Origin of the sequence: Hymenobacter profundi (assembly GCF_019334315.1) — a bacterium.
GTDB lineage: Bacteria > Bacteroidota > Bacteroidia > Cytophagales > Hymenobacteraceae > Hymenobacter > Hymenobacter profundi.
Window position 1 is genome coordinate 1 of record NZ_JAHWGL010000096.1, and the last position, 18,805, is coordinate 18,805.

At 59.2% G+C, this 18,805-nt stretch carries 17 protein-coding genes; 9 read left to right on the forward strand and 8 right to left on the reverse strand.

What is annotated here, in order from left to right; all coding sequences use genetic code 11:
* Positions 1–82: 82 nt before the first annotated feature.
* From KYK14_RS17715 to KYK14_RS17735, 5 genes are all read right to left on the reverse strand, one after another.
* Positions 83–1,468, reverse strand: a complete 1,386-nt coding sequence (locus tag KYK14_RS17715) for a M20/M25/M40 family metallo-hydrolase (protein ID WP_185283518.1) — start codon at positions 1,466–1,468, stop codon at positions 83–85.
* Positions 1,469–1,557: 89 nt separating this feature from the next.
* On the reverse strand, positions 1,558–2,097 hold the full coding sequence (locus tag KYK14_RS17720; RefSeq protein ID WP_185283517.1) for a phosphoglycerate mutase family protein: 540 nt from the start codon (positions 2,095–2,097) through the stop codon (positions 1,558–1,560).
* A gap of 121 nt (positions 2,098–2,218) precedes the next feature.
* Positions 2,219–3,208: a DUF1028 domain-containing protein gene (locus KYK14_RS17725; RefSeq protein WP_185283516.1), complete on the reverse strand. Its 990-nt coding sequence runs from the start codon at positions 3,206–3,208 to the stop codon at positions 2,219–2,221.
* 174 nt (positions 3,209–3,382) lie between these two features.
* Positions 3,383–6,286 (reverse strand): GEVED domain-containing protein, encoded by a 2,904-nt coding sequence (locus KYK14_RS17730; RefSeq protein ID WP_219160700.1) that lies wholly within the window; start codon positions 6,284–6,286, stop codon positions 3,383–3,385.
* 100 nt (positions 6,287–6,386) lie between these two features.
* On the reverse strand, positions 6,387–6,824 hold the full coding sequence (locus KYK14_RS17735; RefSeq protein ID WP_219160702.1) for a hypothetical protein: 438 nt from the start codon (positions 6,822–6,824) through the stop codon (positions 6,387–6,389).
* A 425-nt stretch (positions 6,825–7,249) separates the two neighbouring features.
* Here KYK14_RS17735 and KYK14_RS17740 point away from each other — a divergent pair, with 425 nt between their 5' ends.
* The 8 genes from KYK14_RS17740 to KYK14_RS17775 all read left to right on the forward strand — a co-directional run bounded on the left by KYK14_RS17740 (position 7,250) and on the right by KYK14_RS17775 (position 15,737).
* Positions 7,250–8,218 (forward strand): ABC transporter ATP-binding protein, encoded by a 969-nt coding sequence (locus KYK14_RS17740; protein ID WP_219160704.1) that lies wholly within the window; start codon positions 7,250–7,252, stop codon positions 8,216–8,218.
* 163 nt (positions 8,219–8,381) lie between these two features.
* Positions 8,382–8,834 (forward strand): hypothetical protein, encoded by a 453-nt coding sequence (locus KYK14_RS17745; protein WP_219160706.1) that lies wholly within the window; start codon positions 8,382–8,384, stop codon positions 8,832–8,834.
* Between the two features lie 109 nt (positions 8,835–8,943).
* The gene (locus KYK14_RS17750) at positions 8,944–10,512 is read left to right on the forward strand and encodes an ABC transporter permease/substrate-binding protein (protein ID WP_343217133.1); all 1,569 of its coding nucleotides are present in this window, start codon (positions 8,944–8,946) and stop codon (positions 10,510–10,512) included.
* Between the two features lie 117 nt (positions 10,513–10,629).
* Positions 10,630–11,538, forward strand: a complete 909-nt coding sequence (locus tag KYK14_RS17755) for an NAD(P)/FAD-dependent oxidoreductase (RefSeq protein ID WP_208306249.1) — start codon at positions 10,630–10,632, stop codon at positions 11,536–11,538.
* A 91-nt stretch (positions 11,539–11,629) separates the two neighbouring features.
* On the forward strand, positions 11,630–12,763 hold the full coding sequence (locus tag KYK14_RS17760; RefSeq protein WP_219160710.1) for an AI-2E family transporter: 1,134 nt from the start codon (positions 11,630–11,632) through the stop codon (positions 12,761–12,763).
* A 440-nt stretch (positions 12,764–13,203) separates the two neighbouring features.
* The gene (locus KYK14_RS17765; RefSeq protein ID WP_219160712.1) at positions 13,204–13,890 is read left to right on the forward strand and encodes a response regulator transcription factor; all 687 of its coding nucleotides are present in this window, start codon (positions 13,204–13,206) and stop codon (positions 13,888–13,890) included.
* Positions 13,891–14,027: 137 nt separating this feature from the next.
* A complete protein-coding gene (locus tag KYK14_RS17770) occupies positions 14,028–15,359 on the forward strand; it encodes a sensor histidine kinase (RefSeq protein ID WP_219160714.1) in 1,332 nt (443 codons plus the stop codon).
* 174 nt (positions 15,360–15,533) lie between these two features.
* Positions 15,534–15,737, forward strand: coding sequence for a hypothetical protein (locus KYK14_RS17775; RefSeq protein ID WP_185283506.1), 204 nt, complete (start codon positions 15,534–15,536; stop codon positions 15,735–15,737).
* A 184-nt stretch (positions 15,738–15,921) separates the two neighbouring features.
* Here KYK14_RS17775 and KYK14_RS17780 read toward each other — a convergent pair whose 3' ends face one another.
* The 3 genes from KYK14_RS17780 to surE form a co-directional block, all read right to left on the reverse strand.
* On the reverse strand, positions 15,922–16,281 hold the full coding sequence (locus KYK14_RS17780; RefSeq protein ID WP_219160715.1) for a putative immunity protein: 360 nt from the start codon (positions 16,279–16,281) through the stop codon (positions 15,922–15,924).
* A 163-nt stretch (positions 16,282–16,444) separates the two neighbouring features.
* Positions 16,445–16,993, reverse strand: coding sequence for a 2'-5' RNA ligase family protein (locus tag KYK14_RS17785; RefSeq protein ID WP_219160716.1), 549 nt, complete (start codon positions 16,991–16,993; stop codon positions 16,445–16,447).
* 16 nt (positions 16,994–17,009) lie between these two features.
* Positions 17,010–17,894: a 5'/3'-nucleotidase SurE gene (surE, locus tag KYK14_RS17790; protein WP_425514694.1), complete on the reverse strand. Its 885-nt coding sequence runs from the start codon at positions 17,892–17,894 to the stop codon at positions 17,010–17,012.
* 119 nt (positions 17,895–18,013) lie between these two features.
* Between surE and KYK14_RS17795 the strand changes: the two genes are divergently transcribed.
* Positions 18,014–18,694, forward strand: coding sequence for a hypothetical protein (locus tag KYK14_RS17795; RefSeq protein ID WP_219160720.1), 681 nt, complete (start codon positions 18,014–18,016; stop codon positions 18,692–18,694).
* The last annotated feature ends 111 nt before the right edge of the window (positions 18,695–18,805 follow it).

The following is an 18,805-nucleotide window of genomic DNA, read 5'->3' on the forward strand; positions in this document are numbered from 1 at the left end:
ACGTGATAAGGTCCTTCGCTCCGCTCAGGATGACAGCCGTTTTGCTATTCACTATTTCACAACCTCGCAACTTCACCACTTCTCACAGCCCGTATTTGCTGATGAGGTAGATGAGGGCGGCCATGCTGGCGCCTCCCATTTCCAGCTCGCGGCGGTTTACCTTGTCGAAGGTGTCGGCGGCGGTGTGGTGGATGTCGAAGTAGCGCTGGTCGTCGCAATCGTAACCGATGAGGGCTTTCACCTGGCCTTTCAGCGGGCCGATGTCGGTGCCGCCGTGGCCGGGGCCGATTTCCTCGCTGTGGTAGGGCACGAACAACGGTGCCCAACTCTGGATTTTAGCCAGCGTGGCGGGGTCTGCCTCTACCCCGAAGCCGCGGGGCGTAAACCCACCTCCGTCCGATTCCATAGCGGCCACGTGCTTTTCGTTGGCAGCTTTAGCTAACTCGGCGTATTTCAGGCCGCCGCGGGTGCCGTTTTCCTCATTCATAAAGAATACGGCGCGCACGGTGCGCTCGGGGCGCAGGCCGGTGGCTTTTAACAGGCGTAGTACTTCCATGCTTTGCACAATGCCGGTGCCATCGTCGTGGGCGCCTTGGGCCAGGTCCCAAGAGTCGAGGTGGCCGCCTACGCTGATGATTTCGTCGGGATATTTCGAGCCTTTCAGCTCGCCTACCACGTTGTAGCTTTTCACCTCGGGTAGCTGCTGGCATGCCATTTCCAGCTCGAAGGTGAGGGTAGGATTGGCTTTGAGGAGTTGGCTGAGCTGGTCGGCGCCATTGGTGCTGAGGGCGGCGGCAGGTACCTTGTTCACCTTGTCGTCGTAGCTCATGGTGCCGGTGTGCGGGTAGTCGTCGTGGGCCAGGGAGAGGCTACGCACCAGGGCACCCACCGCGCCGCGCTTGGCCGCTTCGATGGCCCCGCGGCGGCGCTGGTCGCCGGCGTCGCCGTAGGCCCTACCCGTCTCGATGAAGGTAGGGTTCATGGGGCGATTATAGAAGATGAACTTACCCTTCACCTGGTTGTCGGGCATGGCGGCTAGCTGGTCCCAACTGGTCACTTCCACCACGCCTGCTTTCAGCTTGCCTTTGGTGGCTACCGAACCGCCCAGGGCGCATACGTTGAACTTAGTGGCTTTGCTACCGACTTTGGCTTCGGCCTTCTCTTTGGCGCCGCGTACCCAATGCGGCACCATTACTTCCTGTAAATACACACGGTCGAAGCCGGCCTTTTCCATGGCGGCTTTGCCCCATTCCACGGCCTTTTGCGCCTCCGGCGAGCCGCTGAGGCGGCCGCCTACCTGGCTGGTGAGCTGGCGCAGGTTCTCGTAGCTCTGCCCGCGCAGCAGGGCCTCGTCGTAAATAGTGCGGATGGCCAGCGAGTCGATTTTGGAGGCAGACTGGGCCTGGGCAGCGGGAGCCAGCAGGGCCGCCAGGGCCACGGCCGCTACCCCGCGAGAGAGAAAGCGCATGTAGTGAGGGGTATGGTAGAGAGTCAGAAAAGCAGTCAGAACGAAGTCGCAATATAGAAAGCCTGCCCAGGGGAAGAAACGAAAGCGCCTTATTTCGCCCCGGCGCCGTAGTGCTGCACTGCCACCGTACCGGGGCCACCAGCGCGGGGCAGTTTCACCTCAAACAGATAATCATACTCATTATCAGCTATTTCCTGTAGTGGGCGCGTCACCTGCAATTCGTCCAGCAAAGGCAAAATCGTATTGGAGTGCCCAACTACCACCACGGTTTTGCCCGCGTATTCCTGCCGGATTTGCTCGGCCAAGCCCCGTTGGTTGCGGGGGTTGTACACAATGGGCGGCAGCCGTAGCGCGGTGGCCAGCGGGGCCACCGTCCCGCGGGTGCGGCGGGTGTCGGTCGTAAAAATGGCCGTTACGGGGCGACTTTCCAGCAGTTCGCGTAGGGCCACGGCGCGCTGTTCGCCGGCTGGTGTCAGGGCCGGATCCGGCAGGTTGGGACCCGGGTCTTTCTCGGCGTGACGCACGATGTACACCGTGGTAACGCTGGCCTGGCCGGGGTTGGCCGAGCGCGTGCTACCGCAACCGGCGAGCAATAGAAAAGAGAAAAAGAGAAGTAGAATGTTGCGCATAGCGGGTGGAAGTAGGGGCGCCTGGTAGCCGCCCGTGAGGGTGAGATAGTTAGAATGAACAACTGCCGAAATGAGGCCCGCTCAGTAACAAAGCAGGCGAACGGGCGCCCGCAAGGCGCTTCTACAGGCTCATAATCTGCTTCAGTTCAGCGGGGCTCACCGTGAGCAGCCCTACCTTGGGTAGGCGCCCGGTGAGGATGCGCCAGTTGGGTTCCTGCTGAAAAATAGGCCGCAGCAATGCCAGCGCTGCGGGCACCTGCTGCTTATTAGCTAGGCTGATGGCGTGCCAATACTTCATTTCCAGGTTCTGCGGAAACATTTTCTCGGCGGCCTCATACTCGCGGATGGCGCCGGGCACGTCATTTTTCTCCACGGCTAGGTCGCCGGCGTTCATGTGCTCGTAGGCGCGGTGCAGGTTCAGCAGACGGCGCAGTTCCTGGAGTGGCTCCGCGGCATCGTCCACGCGCAGGTCGATGAGACGGTCGGCCCAGGGGCCTTCGGTGGCGGTGCCGCGCACCACCAGCAGTGCCGCCGACTGCCGCCCGCGGATGTCGCCGCCCGCTGCCTGAGCCGCGTCGAGGGCAGCCAGCACGCGCTCGGCCAGGGGTAGGGTGGCGTTTTGCTCGTAGGCCTTGGCCATGGCGGCGGGCACCGTATTGTTGAGCATCATGTTGGCCTGCACCGAAAATTGATTACCCTTGACGTGACCAGCCTCATCGATGCACTTTTTGCCCGTGTGGGTGGCCACGTTGCCCTTGGCGTCGAGGATGGCGACTTGGCGCACGTCGCGGCTTTCGTCGGCGGCCAGCAGCGCATCCAGCGTCTGCTGAGCGGTTTTGCCGCTTTTGAGCAGGGCCAGTCCGCGCGGCCCGAAGGATTTGTTGGTGAAGGATTGCGTCGCCACCACGCCTACCCCGGCCTCGCCCCAACTCACGGACGTACCCACCGAAAACCAGTGGCTCTGCACGGCCACGGCCATATCACCGGTTTTCAGGTCGCGTGCCACAATGGAAAACGTGTGCGCCAGCGGGTCGGTGACGGAGTATACCTGGGCCGAGGCGAAACGGCTAGCAAGCAAGACGAGAAAACACAGGATGGTTTTGCTGAACATAGGAATGGCGTGAAGTCGGTTTCAAGATAAAGCAGAAGACGCACATACGGCCCTCCCATCATGTCTCCGGGCATATGGAAACGCGATGAAAGGGCCGCATGTGCGTCTTCTTACAGTACCTGCCAACTTCCGGGCACAGCAGCACAACCTGTTACTGCTGTGCCCAGTAGCCTCTTATTTCGCCTTCAGCAAGCGGAAACTTTGAGCCGTTTCGCCCGTCGTCAACCGCACCAGGTACATACCTTCCGCCAGGTTTCGGCTGTCCACCGGGAATTGATAGTTCCTGCCGGCTTCGGCGGTACCAGCAGCAATGCGCTGGAGCAGCCGGCCGGTTACGTCGTAGAGTTCGAGCACGTAATTTTGCGTTTGGGCCTGCTGGAATTCAATGACTGCTTCCTCCGTGAAGGGGTTTGGATAAATGTTGAGCTGCTTATTCATGCCTCCTACCTCATCCGTGAGGTGCTGGGCACTGCTCGTAGCGGTGGCTAGTAGCTTAGCCGAGTTGCCATCCAGAGGACAGCCGGCACTGTTGAGTTTCTCGAGCTTATCCGCTAGTGCGTTTGCTGCTTTTTTATCCTTGCTCGTGAAGGCCGCATTTACATCGTTGATAAGCTTCTGCGTATCGCCCCGGTAGGGCGCGCCGTAGCCTACTGTGCTGCTACAAATATTTTGCAGCGCCGCTACCGATTGCCGGCCCAGATTGTAGTTGCCACCACCGCCGGACTTCAGCACTTCCAGCAGCGTTTTGGTCTTGAGTTCGGCGGGGGCTGACTGAAATATACTCCGATAGAGGGTAGTGGGGGTGTAGCACCCCCACCGGTCGGGGTGGTTTTTCCAGTAGCCTAGCCCGCAGCCCTGGGCCACGGCATTGTCGTTGACCGTTACCGACACCACCGCGGAGGTAGCGGCCAGCCCTTTGTCGTCGGTGGCGACGGCCGTGAGGGCGTAGGTGCCGGCTCCTACCCCACTCCAAGTATAGGTGTAAGGAGCAGTCAGCACTTCCCCTAGCTTGGTGGTTCCTGCAAAGAATTCCACCTTCGCTACGCGGCCATCGGCGTCGGTGGCGTCGGCTGTGAGGCTGATGGTGGCCGGCGCACTGAAACTGGCGCCAGGGACCGGCGACGTGAGACGAACAACGGGCGCTTCATTAGCTCGGATGGTGATGGTGTAGTCCTCTGCCTCACCGTAGGTCATCGACGACGATGACTGCCCGCTCGTTATCTGAGGGCTATACGTGCTCCGTACCCGCATACGCGTGGTGCCCAGGCGCGCTGTGGCCGGAATAGCAATGGTAGTTGCGAAAGGAGACGTGGAAGAAGTAGGCGAGGCGTATACAAACTCTCCTTCGTCGTCGAAATCCTTGTCTTGGTTGAAATCGATCCACACGCCAAAATACATGGAGTAGTTGGCCGCCTGCATTTGCATGGCGTAGCTTTCGCCGCGGGTAAGGGTAGTGGTGAGCGTACCAGTTGGAGGATAGATGGTGTAGCCATTGGCCGTGCCACCTCCGCAGCCCGAATTAGCATTTGCCAACGTGCTGAAGCTAAAGTTATTGATCAGCGTTGCGTAGTTAGTACAACCATCGGCGTACGTCGGTTGCTCGTAGTCTTTTGTAGCAATGGAGTAAGCGCCCAGGGAAGCATAATCGGAGTTGGCCCCGAGTGCGCCCACCGTACCATCAATGGTCAGATAATACACCCCGGCTGGCCACGTGCCTTCCAAGGAGGCCGAAAGCGTGGCCGGGTCGGCCGTGGCTACTACGGTGCCGGCCGCGTCGCGTAGGGTCAGCAGCACGTCCAGGTTAGGGTGGGCAGGATCGGGGCGGACGCTGAGGGCCAACGGGCCGCCGGCGTGTTTGATGGAGAAGACGTCTACATCCGTTGTGGTGGAAATAACACCCTGGTTGGCCGCCCCCGATACCACCCCGCCTGCGCCTACCACCAGCGGGGTAGCCGAGGCCAGGTCGTTGCCGTGGTCATCGGCCCGGTAGCCAAAGCCGTTCATGGTGCTGATTTTCAGCAGATCATCTTCCATATTGTTGGCGTAGGGATACTCACCCTTGCTCCACTGCGCCACCGGCACATAATAGCCCACTCCCATGATAGGAGCCCAAGACTGCTGACCAGCAAAATAGCCTTCGGCGGGGGTAGTGCGGCCATCGTGCCCCAGATACAGGGTGTGTCCGCCCTCGTGCGAGCCGGCTTCGCCGGCCCCTTTCACGCCTCCGTTGAAGACCCAGCAGGGCGTTTCGCCGTAGCTAGTGCCACCCCAGGCGAAGGACCCAATATAGGCTACGCCCCCGGCCCCAGGGTAGAAGTCGGTGGTAGGCGTGAAAATAACCCGCATCCGCCGGTTGGCCGGCGCCTGGTTGAACACGGCTTCACTCGTGGTTACATTCAGGGCAAAGGGGCGGTAGTCCTCGCTAACCAGTTTCCACACCTCGGTCATTTCGCGTTCCGACAGAGTCGCGGGGGCTGCCTCAATGGGGTTGCCGTCGTTGAAATTGTAATTCCACAGGGTATTGGTTACCGTCTGCCCGTCAAAATCGAGGTACAGCACGGCACCAGCACCCGGCAAGCTCTCCAGGGCCGGCACGGCCGCTGCCACCGTTACGCTGGTAGTCGATTGAGTGGCAGGGGCGATGTTCTCCCGGTCTTGGTAGCCCACGCACAGCACTTTGTCGATGTCTTCTTCCGTCAGAAACACCGAGCCGTCGGCGGTAGAGGAAAAGCGGTAGTATTTCTTTTCATCGCGCAGTATTACCGAGCCCGTGGCCTCCCGGTCCGATACCTTCAGGTAGAACGTGCTGTGCTTGGTGCTGGTTACTTCGCCGAAGAACAACTCGGCGGCTCCCTGCCGCTTGCTTGCCGTGAGGGTGAGCGCCAGCGCCTTGCCTTCGGGTAGGGCCTGACGCACTGCTGCGCCTCCCCCCTTGGCACTGACCGCCGCCTGGACGGGCTTTTTGTATTGCGCGGCCACTTCCTTCAATTTGCCCAAATAGAGCGGTTTCTGGCCGTAGGCCGGCACCCAAAGCCCCCCAAACAAGAGCAGAATCAATACGCAGTAGATGTTTTTCATAGAATGTAGAATGAAGTGGAAAGGATGGATTGTGTGGTTGGTATGGAGAAAGAGTCGGCACGACACGGCGTGCCCTTTCGTCGCCGGAAGCGTGCGGTGCTTACTTTCTGGTTAGCGTAACTTGTATTTCTGAGCCTGGCCCTGCGGGCGTGGTGGTCGCCGACGTAAAGAGATTGGGCGAGCGTAAAGTCAAGCGCTCCGCCGTCAGCTCGTAGGTAGCGAGCCACACCATATCCTCCCGCGAAAAGCTTAGAAACTGGCCATTAGCCTTATAGTCCATCACCGCACAAGGCTTACCGGCAGTAGCGTATACAGCAAGGGTAGCAGGACCAAACGTGATAGTGGAGCCCGGCCGGATAGCCTGACACAGCGTAGCAATACTTACTGGCGTAGCCGATTGCTCAACAACAGTCCACTCGCCTACCAGCGTAAGTTGCGAAGCCTTGCTTTTTCCTGGGTGCTGCGTCTGGGCACACCCCACGCAGTGCAGGGCCAAAACGAGCACTTGCACGATAGACAGTGTCACGATTCGTTTCATAATTCCCTATCATCTCATTCACGAACTATACAGAGCCTAGCACTAGGCACCAGCTTCTTTATCTCTTATTCTCTCCTAATCTTTTGCCCATCCGGCAGAAGGCAGACTAATGGACTACCCTCTGGATATAAACTACTGACTACTTCGCAGCTATAGGAACATCAGCGAAGCAGAACAGGTGTGGTATAAATAGACTGCATGCTATAATTATTACCTTACTATTCAAAATATAATTAGAATGTTTATATAAAATAAGAAATGTTAAAATGGCCTTATCCTAGTGCCATTTATGCCTGAGGGCCAGGTAGCCGGCCTGACCGTATTCACTGATGGGTGCATGCTATGGCCCGCAAACAAACTTCCCTTCTTCTCGCTTACCTTGAGGCATTGTAGCAAAGCTCTCCTACCCTCTTCTCATCAGTCCCTTGCCTACCCCCGCCATCCACGTCCGCAACCTGACCAAACGCTACCAGGACCGCGCCGTGGTGCAGGATATTTCCTTTGCCCTGGCGGCGGGCGAAACGCTGGTGCTGCTGGGCCCCAGCGGTTGCGGCAAAACCACGCTGCTCAAGATGCTCAACCGCCTCATCGAGCCCGACGGCGGCAGCATTGAAATCAACGGCCACAACATCCGGCAGGAAAATGCCGCCGTGCTGCGGCGCGGCCTGGGCTACGTGATTCAGCAGGTAGGGCTGCTGCCCCACTACACCGTGGCCGAGAACGTGGCCGTGGTGCCCAAGCTCCTGAAACACAAACCGGAGCAGATTGCCCAACGCACCCAGGAGTTGCTCACGCGCCTGCACCTGCCGCCCGCGCAGTACGCCGGGCAGTACCCGCGCCAGCTTTCGGGTGGGCAGCAGCAGCGCGTGGGCATTGCGCGGGCCCTAGCCGCCGACCCGCCTATTGTGCTCATGGATGAGCCCTTCGGCGCCCTCGACCCCATCACCCGCGCCGCCATCCGGCAGGATTTCCGGGAGCTGGATGAGCTGCGCCGCAAGACCATTGTGCTCGTGACCCACGATGTGCAGGAGGCTTTCGAGCTGGCCGACCGGATTGCGTTGCTGAATGGTGGGCAGATTCAGCAGATGGGCACGCCGCGGGAGTTGCTGTTCCGCCCGGCCAACGACTTTGTGCGCCAGTTCTTTGCTGCCGAGCGGCTGGCGTTGCAGCTGCGCGTGCTGCATTTGACCGATGTCCTGCCGTTTCTGCCGGCTACTCCTGCGGCCACTGAAGAAGCTCCTACCCTACCCGCCACTGCTTCGGTGCAGGAGGCCCTGGAGCTGCTCAGCGGCGCGCCTGGTAGCCAGGTAGGCATCAGCGAGACGAACAAGCAAGTAGACCTTTCAGGGCTGATGGCGGGGTTTGAGCGGGCATTGGCAGCGGCGGCAGCCTAAGCTTCGGACCGCGGCTTCGCCCAACGTTGCGCCAGTTGTGGCCCCCTACCTAGCAGTCGGCGCTAGTAAACCCTGGCCGCGACACGCAGTGTATTGGCAGACTTTCGGGTTGCTAAAATATTTAGTGCGCTGTACCTTAGCTAAAAAATGTACTTGATTCCGTATGGCTACCCGTAAGAAAAGTACCGCCACGTTTGTACCCGATGTCATGCACGTAGCTGACTCAGACGCCATGCAAGTGCTGGATACAGATACAGAACTAACGCCCGCACACACCTCCGATCTGGATGCCTCGTTGTGCGCCACGTGCGGGGAGCCGCTGGCCTGGCACGAAGAAGCTTGTAGTGTGCCCGACGCCACTCCTGAAAGTCGGCCTACCCGCTCCGTCTTAGAAGTCCTGCCGGAAACCGACCCCGGCCTGACTCCGCGCCCTTTCGCCTATGCGCTGGGCCAAACCGTGCAGCCTACCCCCGATGCGCCCGCGCATACCATCGTCTGGCGCGGCCAAGTGAAAGCCCGGCACCCGCGCCTGGGACTTATCCACCGCGTAAACGTCTACCGCCTCGACAACGGCTACTGGGACTGTTACTACGAAACGGACCTGCGCGCTGCATAAGGTCGCCGTTTCTATGCCGGGCTGCTTCTGCTACGAGGCTATTATTCGTGGTTCTTACTCTCATAGCCACTTCCCTACCCGGCTTCACCAATCATTTACAACAGCCCCCGTGCAAACCCTCTCCGACCTTTTCTCCTTCTGGCACGAGCAAGCCACTAAACTTGGTCAGCAGACCATTCAGCACATCGGCCTGACGGCGGCGGCGTTGCTGCTGGGCGTGCTGGTAGGGGTGCCCGTGGGGCTGGCGGTGGCGCGGCGGCCGCGGTGGGCGGGGCCGGTGCTGGGCTTCGCGGGAGTCTTGCAAACCATCCCGAGTATTGCGCTGCTGGGCTTTCTAATTCCGCTGATGGGCATTGGCTACGAGCCGGCCATCTTCGCGCTGTTTCTGTATTCGCTGCTGCCCATTGTGCGCAATACGGTGGAAGGCGTGCGCGGTGTAGATGCTGGCGTGGTGGAAGCCGCCCGCGGCCTGGGCCTCACCAATTGGCAAATTCTGCGGCGCGTGGAGCTGCCGCTTGCCCTACCCGTTTTGTTTGCGGGCATCCGCACGGCCACGGTGATTAACGTGGGCGTAGCCACGCTGGCGGCCTACGTGGCGGCGGGTGGTCTGGGCGAATTCATCTTCGGCGGTATCGCCCTCAATAACCCCGTTATGATTCTGGCCGGCGCTATTCCGTCGGCTGGGCTGGCGGTAGCCTTTGATGTGGCACTGGCGGGCGTGCAGCGCCTGAGTGCCCGCCAGCTCACGCGGGTAGGCACGGCGCTGTTGGTGGTGCTGCCGCTATTGGGTGGCCTCTATTTGATACCCCGCGCCAGCGCACGGCTACGAGCCGGCTTCAGTCCCGAGTTTGTGGGTAGGGCCGATGGCCTTCCGGGCCTGGCTGTCACCTACGATCTGCATCCCAGCAACGTCATTCTGGCCCCGGCACTGGTGTACGAAGCCGTTCGCGCCGGCGAGGTAGACCTCATCGACGGCTACTCCACCGACGGCCGCATCAAGGCCTACGACCTGCGCGTGTTGCACGACGACAAGCAGGCCTTTCCGCCCTACTACGCTGCGCCGGTGGTGCGCCCGCAGGCACTGGCCGCCTACCCCCAACTGGCGCCGGCGCTGGCTAGACTGGCCGGGCAGATCAATGATTCGATGATGACTGATCTGAATTATCAGGTCGATTATCTGCACAAAGCCCCCCGCGCTGTGGCCGAAGCCTTCCTGCGGCAGCGCGGTCTATGGTCCGCACCGCGCCCTACCCCAGCCGGCGCCCCTACCATCACGCTGGGCGCCAAGATTTTTGCTGAGCAAACTATTCTGGTAGAAATGTACGCAGCCCTCATTCGAGCCAATACTGATCTGAATGTAGCCACCAAAACCGGCCTTGGTGGCACCAGTATTTGCTTCGAGGCCCTGCGGCGTGGCGAAATCGATCTGTACCCGGAGTACACGGGCACAGGATTATTGGTACTGTTGCAACCCTCCGCCGCCGTGCTAGACTCGCTTGGCGGCAACCCGCAAGCCGTGTATGACTACGTGCAACAAGGTTTCCGACGGCGCTATAACCTGGAGTGGCTAGCGCCGCTGGGCTTCAACAACGCCTATGCCCTGTTGATGCGGCGCCAGCAGGCCGCCAACTTAGGCATTGCCTCTATTTCGCAGTTGGGCGCCTACCTGCGGCAGTAGAAAAACTGTCGGCTCGCGGAGGCGGAGCTTTGCGGAAACGTATTTCTTTTTACTTTATTGAAACATTGTTGCATATATTTGTTGTATAGTTATTCTTCTACCTTCTTGCTTTTTGTTATGTCTTCTGACACGCTTTTTGATGCACTGGTTGTTGGTGGCAGCGTAGCTGGTCTCAGCGCCGCGCTGATGCTGGGCCGCTCACGCCGCCGCGTGCTGGTACTGGATGCTGGCAGTCCGGCCAATCGGCAGACGCCCCACTCCCACAGCTTTTTCACCCGCGACGGGGCTACCCCCCAGCAGCTGCTTGCCATTGCCCGCGAGCAACTCCTACCCTACACCACTGTACAGCTCCGCACGGCCACTGTCACGCACATCACCCCTGACGGCCCCTATTTCAGCCTGAGCACCGAGGATGGGCAGACTTTCCGGGGACGTAAGCTGCTACTTGCCACGGGCATCCGCGATGAAATGCCCGCACTGCCGGGCTTTGCTGACTGTTGGGGCATCTCGGTGCTACACTGCCCCTATTGCCACGGCTACGAAGTGCACAGCCAACCTCTGGGCGTGCTCGGCAATGGCGACATGGGATTTCATTTTGCTCGCATGATTCAGCATTGGTCCGCTGACCTACGTGTGTTCACGAATGGGCCTTCTACCTTCACCGCAGAGCAAACCCAGCAGTTGCAAGCCCATTCTGTCCGCATTATCGAAACACCCTTGGCGGCGCTGGAGCACGAGGCGGGTCAGCTGCGCTACCTGCGCCTGACTAGCGACGAGCAGGTACCGCTTACGGCCTTGTTTGCCCACGTACCTTTTTCCCTGCCGCTTGACTTTCATGCACAACTTGGTTGCGAACTCACGGAGAACGGGCACCTGCGCACCAACGAGATGGGCGCTACTACGGTGCCCGGCGTATTTGCGGCAGGCGACCTTACCACGCCGATGCGGCAGATATCTGTTGCCAGCGCTCAGGGTGGCATGACAGGTGGTGCTCTAGACCGGGAATTGATAGCAGCAGACTTCTAACGCTATTGCTTCGCGGTAGGCGATGCAAGAGGGCGCTGGTCAACTTTACTTAGCCGAGCCAGTATCAGTACTATACTCACTGGTTACCCACATGCTCGATTTTATCCGCAATACATTTCAGGCGGCGTCACCGGCGGCGCGCACATCTTCTGCTCACTCCAACGCTTCCAAAGGCCCATTTGACCCGAAGCAGCAGTCGGATGGCTTCATGACGCGAGTGCTGATTGTGGTAGGAACGGTGCTGTGCGTAGGGCTACTGTTGTGGTTTCTGTGGGCCAGCATTTCCATCCTACTCTTGAGCTTTGGATCGGTGCTGTTTGCGGTGTTGCTGCGGGCCATTGGCCGTATATTTTGCCGGATTTCCAGCAAAATCCCGCAGAAGTTAGCGGTTACGCTGGCTTTGTTACTGCTCATCGGACTCATCACTGGGTTTGTGATGCTAGCCGCGCCGCGCATATCTGAACAGGCAAGCACGCTGTCGTCTAATCTGCCGGCGGCCGTCAACAAAATTGAGAGCCAACTGGAAGAGACGCAATGGGGCCACTACATTATCGATAAGGTGCGCTCCGATGCCTCGGCCCCCAACCTCAGCCGGATGACGGGGTATGTGGGCAGCTTCCTGGGTATTGTGGCCAATACCGTGGTGCTGCTCATTGCGGGCTTCTTCCTGGCTCTCGACCCTAACCTGTACGTGAACGGCTTCACGCGCTTATTTCCAATAGCCCGCCGGCAGCGGGCACGCGAGGTAGTGGGTTGCGTGGTACAGCAGTTGGAAGGGTGGCTGCTCGGGCAGTTTATTGCCATGCTGGCCGTGGGCATTCTTACCTGGGCGGGCCTAATGCTGCTAGGCATTCCGTTGGCGCTGGTGCTAGGCGTACTGACGTTTATTCTGGACTTCGTTCCCTTCATTGGGCCTATTGTGGCGGCCGTACCGGGGGTGCTGCTGGCGGTGCTGCAAGGCCCCGAAATGATGCTGTACGTGGGCTTGGTGTACCTGGGCGTGCAGCAAGTGGAAAGCTACGTGGTGGTGCCGCTGGTACAGCAACGCACCGTATCGGTACCGCCGGTGCTGGTGCTGTTGGGGGCGCTGCTGGGTGGCGTGCTAGGTGGCCTGCCGGGTACCATCATTGCCATGCCTACCCTCGTCACGTTCATGACCCTCATTCAGGAACTCTATATTAAAGATGCGTTGGGCGACCACCAGTCAACGGACGAAGACAAGTAGCCCTCGCTAAAACCGCTTCGATGTGGTTTTAGTGAGGGCTACGGCTCATTGTATTCGCTAGTGTTTTAATAGTTTCTGCTACGTTATGTGGCCACTTACTGTCACTTGCAAAAGGTACAAGCCCAATTAGGCTAGCAGATTACGCAACGCGCAGGCAGCCTCAGTCAAGTCATTGGGTATGAAAATGTATTAGTACACCTGCCGCTCATCGGCGGCTAGTAGGTAGGCGTGATCTTTAGTGACCTTAGACATGATGCCAAATTTGCCGAGTTCGGTACTCCATAGCCGGATGGACCGCTCTGCATGGTAAATCTTTACAGATTTGGTCCTCCCGTTTCACCAGTGGGTAGTATTCGTATTTGGCGCTTCACCTCTCCTTCACGCCTGATTCCGTATGTTGCTGCCCTGAACTTTTCCCCTTACCCGTCTGCCTTTAGCTTATGTATGTACTGATTGTTGAAGACGAAAAAAGCCTGCACCAAGAGGTGCGCCAGTTCCTGACGCAGTCGCAGTATATCTGCGACTCGGCCCGCACGTATGCCGAGGCGTCGGAGAAAATCTTCGTGAATAGCTACGATTTCGTGCTGCTGGACCTGGGCCTACCCGACGGCGACGGCCTGGATTTGCTGCGTGAAGCCAAGGAGAACGAAAACCAGGAGGCCGCCTTCATCATCCTCACGGCCCGCGGCGCCATCGACGACCGCATCAAAGGCCTCGACCTGGGCGCCGACGACTACCTTCCTAAACCCTTCTCGCTCATGGAGTTGCAGAGCCGAATGCAGGCCATCACGCGGCGTAAGTTTGGGCTGAAGCGCCAGGAAGTGGATTTCGGCAATGGCTTTCACCTGGATGTAACGGGACGCACACTGCACTACCAAGGCCAGGAGGTGACGCTCACCAAAAAAGAGTTTGACCTGCTGCACTACCTACTACTACACAAAAACCGCGTGCTCACGCGCTTGCAACTAGGCGAACACCTGTGGGGCAACGTGCTGGAAGACGATTCCGACTCCAACTACATCGACGTACACATCAAGAACGTCCGCAAAAAACTCGGCCAGTTTGCGCCCACCGATTTCCTGGAAACTGTGCGCGGCATTGGTTACCGCATCTCCGAGGGAGGTTAAACGTCAAACAACCCTGTCATCCTGAGCAGAGCGAAGGACCTTATCACGTGAGAGCGACTAGCGTACCAACGACTCGTTCAACGGACATAAGGTCCTTCGCTCTGCTCAGGATGACAGGGTTTTAGCAATAGTAAACCATGCGGTTAGAAGCAAAGCTGGTCTTATTTAATGCGCTGTCGAAGCTGCTGCTGGTGCTGCTGGGCGTGGTGGCGCTGCCGCCAATTGTGAGTAGAGTATCCGTAGCGCACACCGACCAGCGCCTACGCGAGAAGCAAACGGAGCTGCTGGACCTGATCCGGCGCGACGGCATTTCGGCCTTTGTGCGGCAGGAGCAGAACGCCGAGGCCTACGCCGATTATAATATCCTGAAGCAGGAGTACATCAGCCTCACCCCCCTACCCGACACTACCCCCGAGGAACCCGTGCGGATGTTGGAGGAGCAGCGCCAGGTAGACAATGAGATTGAGGACTTTCGGATTCTCAGCCACGTATTTCGGCGCGGCGGGCGGGCCTACCGGCTGGAAATCGGGAGCAGTCTGGCTACGGTGGAACTGCTCACGTACACGCTGCGCCACTTGGCGCTGTGGGTGCTGGTGATTGGCGCCTTGCTGACAGTCTTTACCGACGCCGCCTTTGCTCACTACCTGCTGCGGCCGTTGGGTAGGCTGATCACCCAGAAACTACAGGCCGTGAACCACCCCTCGGCGTTTCCCTTTGAGCCGCTGACCACCACCACCGCCGACTTCCGTCGCCTCGACGACAGCCTCAACGGCATGATGCACAAGATACAGCGGGCTTTTGCCAAGGAGCGGGAGTTTATGTCGAACGTGTCGCATGAGCTGCTGACGCCGGTGAGTATCTTGCAAACGCGGTTCGAGAACATGCTGCAAGACCCGCGCCTGAGCCACGCGCATTCTTTGAAATTGGTGGAGTCGCAGAAAACACTCTACCGCCTGCGCAACACGGTGAAAACGCTGCTGCTCATCGCCAACATCGAAAACGAGCAGTATCTGCGCAACGAAACCGTATCGCTGGCGACGGTGCTGGCCGACGTGACCAATGAGCTGGAAGACCGCCTAGCCCAGCGCGAAATAAAGCTATTAGTGGAGTTGCACCCCGATTACGTACTTCCCAACGCCAACCGCACGCTGCTCTTTACGCTCCTGTTCAACCTGATTAGCAACGCCATCAAATACAACCGCGAGGAAGGTAGCATCACCGTCACGGGCCAGCTCCTACCCGATGGCCGCTACCGCCTGGGCGTGCACGACACGGGTCCCGGTATTGCTGCTGAAAATATTCCGCACCTGTTCGACCGGTTCTTGCGCTTTCATAAAGGTGCCGCTGCGCCGGAGGGTTACGGCCTGGGCCTACCCATCGCCAAAACCATTGCCGACTTTCACGGCGCCGACCTGCGGGTGGAGTCAACTGTGGGCGAGGGCACTACCTTCATTCTGGAGTTTGCGTGAGGTAGTGCGGCCGCTAGGCTAGCACCGCTACGCACGGGGATTTTTTCCTAAAAAAGACGCTCTGACTCAAATCAGAGCGTCTTTTTTTGTGATAGGCTGACTTGGTATCGACTGGTTTCACGCAGGCTTCATTTTGCTGCGCGTAGCTTTCGGACACAGAATTTTTCTCAGGCCATGAAGAAGCTGCTGCTCTTGCTACTAGCGGTGCTACTTGGGCTGATCGGTGTGTTGTGGTACCAGCAGGCAACACACCACCGGCTCCCCGTTAGCACCAGCATTCCTGTCATTCATAAATCTGACAATCCCGCCTTTGAGCACAAGCACGTGCAGGCGGTGCACACAGCTATTCTGCACCACCGGCCGCAACAGGTACTATAGCGGCCGGCTAGGCGCACTACCTTGCAGACAGGAAAAGCCTCGTCCTTTGGACGGGGCCTTTTTTTGCGCCCTACTTTCAAACCAAAGAGTTCCCTACCCCAAGTACCTACACTGCGCGTTGCTGGCCTTAGTTGACAGTTGAGATGCAAAGGTGAAACCAGAGCCATTGCAGCGCAAGGGAGTGTTATGCTGCTAAAGCAGTTGCTTTGGCGGCATAAGCGGCCACATGACGAGCATGGGTATACATGTGCGCCACTGCGGCCGCCTGACCAGCAGCACGGGCAGCGGCTACGGCGGCTGGTTGGCTAGCGGCCCGTGCCGCCGCGTGCGCACCAAACGCGGCTTTCCGACAAGACATCATGCTCGTCTGCCCTTGCACCCAAGCCCGCAACGTGGCTAATGCCTCGCGGGGACGCATATCGTGGGGGCATACCTGCTCAAATAAAGGTAGTACCCCCTCCGCGCAGTCAGCGGCTTCCAGCGCCAGCGCATGATGAATAGGCAAAGCAGGATTTTTAAATGGTGGTTTAGGAAAATCATGCATAAGTGTAAGCAGCTCATCAGTAACAGCCCGAATCAACTCTACGAGGAGAAAGGATCGGGAGGTAAGGCACCGCGCAAGAACAGCAGAGTGAAAACTCGCCTAGCACAGCATTCGCCAACTCGCCAAGCTACCATGTGTATTATCCTTTTAATCAATGCCTTTGCTATGCCGCAGTAAGCGCAAAGGCCTGGACCACCTGCCATTGCTGCCCATCGTGGCGAAATAGCTGGAATGCCGCTACCTCAAAAGTAGCCGCGTAGGTACGCGCCGCGAACAGGGACCGTAATTCGGGCACCTGTTCGGCGGGCAGGTCGCGGGTGGCGAGGGTGACATGGGGCGTAAAGGGCCGGGTTTCGCGGGGCACTTCTGGCAGCTGCGCCGCGCACCACGCCTGCAAGGCCGCGTGGAAAGCCCGTACGCCTTCGTCCTCCGGCACGCGCACAAACAACGTGCGGTTACCGAACCACGCAAAATCCTCGACCCCTACCCCAAACGGCCGCTGCGTAGCAGCAAAAGCCGCCAGGACTTGCTGCGCCTTCTGCTCGAAATCAGGGGATTGGCGTAGGGGTGGAATGAGGGTGATGTGCGGGGGTAGGCGTACAGCGTTGCGGCTGCCCGTGCGCTGGTGCACATCCTGCTTCAGCGCCCACACCTCTGCTAGTGCGGGCTCGGGTAGCAGTAGCGCTACCAGGTACAGCGGTTTCGTGGGCACAGTAGCGGGGCCTACCCTACTCCGGGCGCGGGTCGGTAGGGGTAGCGCTGCCGATATAGGGCGTGTGCGGCTGGGTAGGACGGCGTGGGGGCTGGTCGCCCAGCGTCAGGTCCCAGCTTTCGTTGAGTTGGGCAAGACCGTAATGCGCGGTGAGGTCGAACTGGCAAGGAACTACGGAGATGTAGTTGTTGGCCAGTGCCCACTCGTCGGTATCCTCCCCCTGGTCCTCGTTCACGAAGTTGCCAATCAGCCAGTAATAAGGACGGCGGTGCGGGTCGTGGCGCAGGTCAAACTCCTCCTGCCACTTGGCGCGGGCCTGGCGGCACAGGCGCGTACCCAGAATGGGCTGCTCCTGCTTCTTGGGAATGTTAATATTGAGGGCTGTACCCGTCGGAATGCCGTGGGCCAGGGCTTGCCGGGTGAGGTGCTCCACCCACTCTTCTACGTGCGAGAAATCGGCCTCGTGGCCGTAGTCGCAGAGCGAGAAGCCGATGGCAGGTAGCCCCTCAATGGCCGCCTCAATGGCTGCCGACATTGTGCCCGAGTACAGCACATTCACGGAGGAGTTGGAGCCGTGGTTGATGCCCGAAACTACTAGGTCGGGGTTGCGGTCTTTTAGGACCATGTGTTTGGCCAGCTTCACGCAGTCGGCGGGTGTGCCGGAGCACTCGTAGGCCTCGATGCCCTCATCAGCAAACACGCGGCTGGGGTCGAGGCGCAGGGGATGGCCAATGGTGATGGCGTGGCCCATACCCGACTGGGGCGAGTCGGGCGCTACCACTACCACCTCGCCCAGGCGGCGCATCACGCGTACCAGCACGGCAATGCCAGGGGCCGTAATGCCATCGTCGTTGGAAATCAGAATAAGCGGTTTGCGGGCAGAAGCGTCGGGCACGATCAGAAAGGTTTTGGGTGAGAAAAGCTCGGCTAAAGGTACGCAAGTCGGCTACCTTCGGTCGTAAAGTTTTGGTTATGCAGGTTTCCTCTCAACACCAAGCCGCTCGTTGCCGTAACTCGGACATGCTACCTTCAACTTTCTTTCTTCCTGGTATAGGGATGCTGCGGGCCGCCCTGCTGCCCCTGGCGCTGCTGGCTGGGCTGACCGCCTGCGACTCGTCTACCACACCCACGGCCTCTAGCGGAGCATCGCCCTTTGCCGGCGACTCCCGCGCCACCGACCCCGACGCGGCCGCACAACGCATTGCGCAAACTCCGAATATGCCCGATTCGCTGCACCTGATCAGCCCCGGCCAGGCCGGGCGGCTGCGGGTGCGGATGCCCGAAAAGCTGCTCCTGGCTCGCGTACCCGCTGACCAGTTGCGCAAGCTCACGCGCACGGTGGGCGACAGCACCTACCCTGCCTACGAGATGCGCGATGCGCAAGACCCGTCGGCGCCGCCTACCCTGCTGGAAATGGCCGGCAACCAGCAACGGGGTTTTTACCTGCGGCGCATCATCGTTACCGATCCGCAGTACCGCACTGGCGAAGGCGTGGGCGTGGGCTCGCCCTTCGGTGCAGCGCGTCAGCTGTTTGGCTTAACGCGGGTACGCACCACTCCCGATGGCTTCGCGGCCGTCTCACGCCAAGCCCGCATGGCATGGCTGCTAGACGAAAACTCCCTCCCCGCTGACCACAGCACCGACATGCCTTCGGCTGAAATCCCTACCGCTACGCGTATTACAGGAGTTGTGGTGTATTGAGTTTGTAAGATTGTGCAGTTGTAAAGAAGAAAGCGTCTGTCATCCTGAGCTTGCGAAGGACCTTATCACAGTAGAACGAGTCGTTAGTACGATGGTCGTTCCACTGAAATA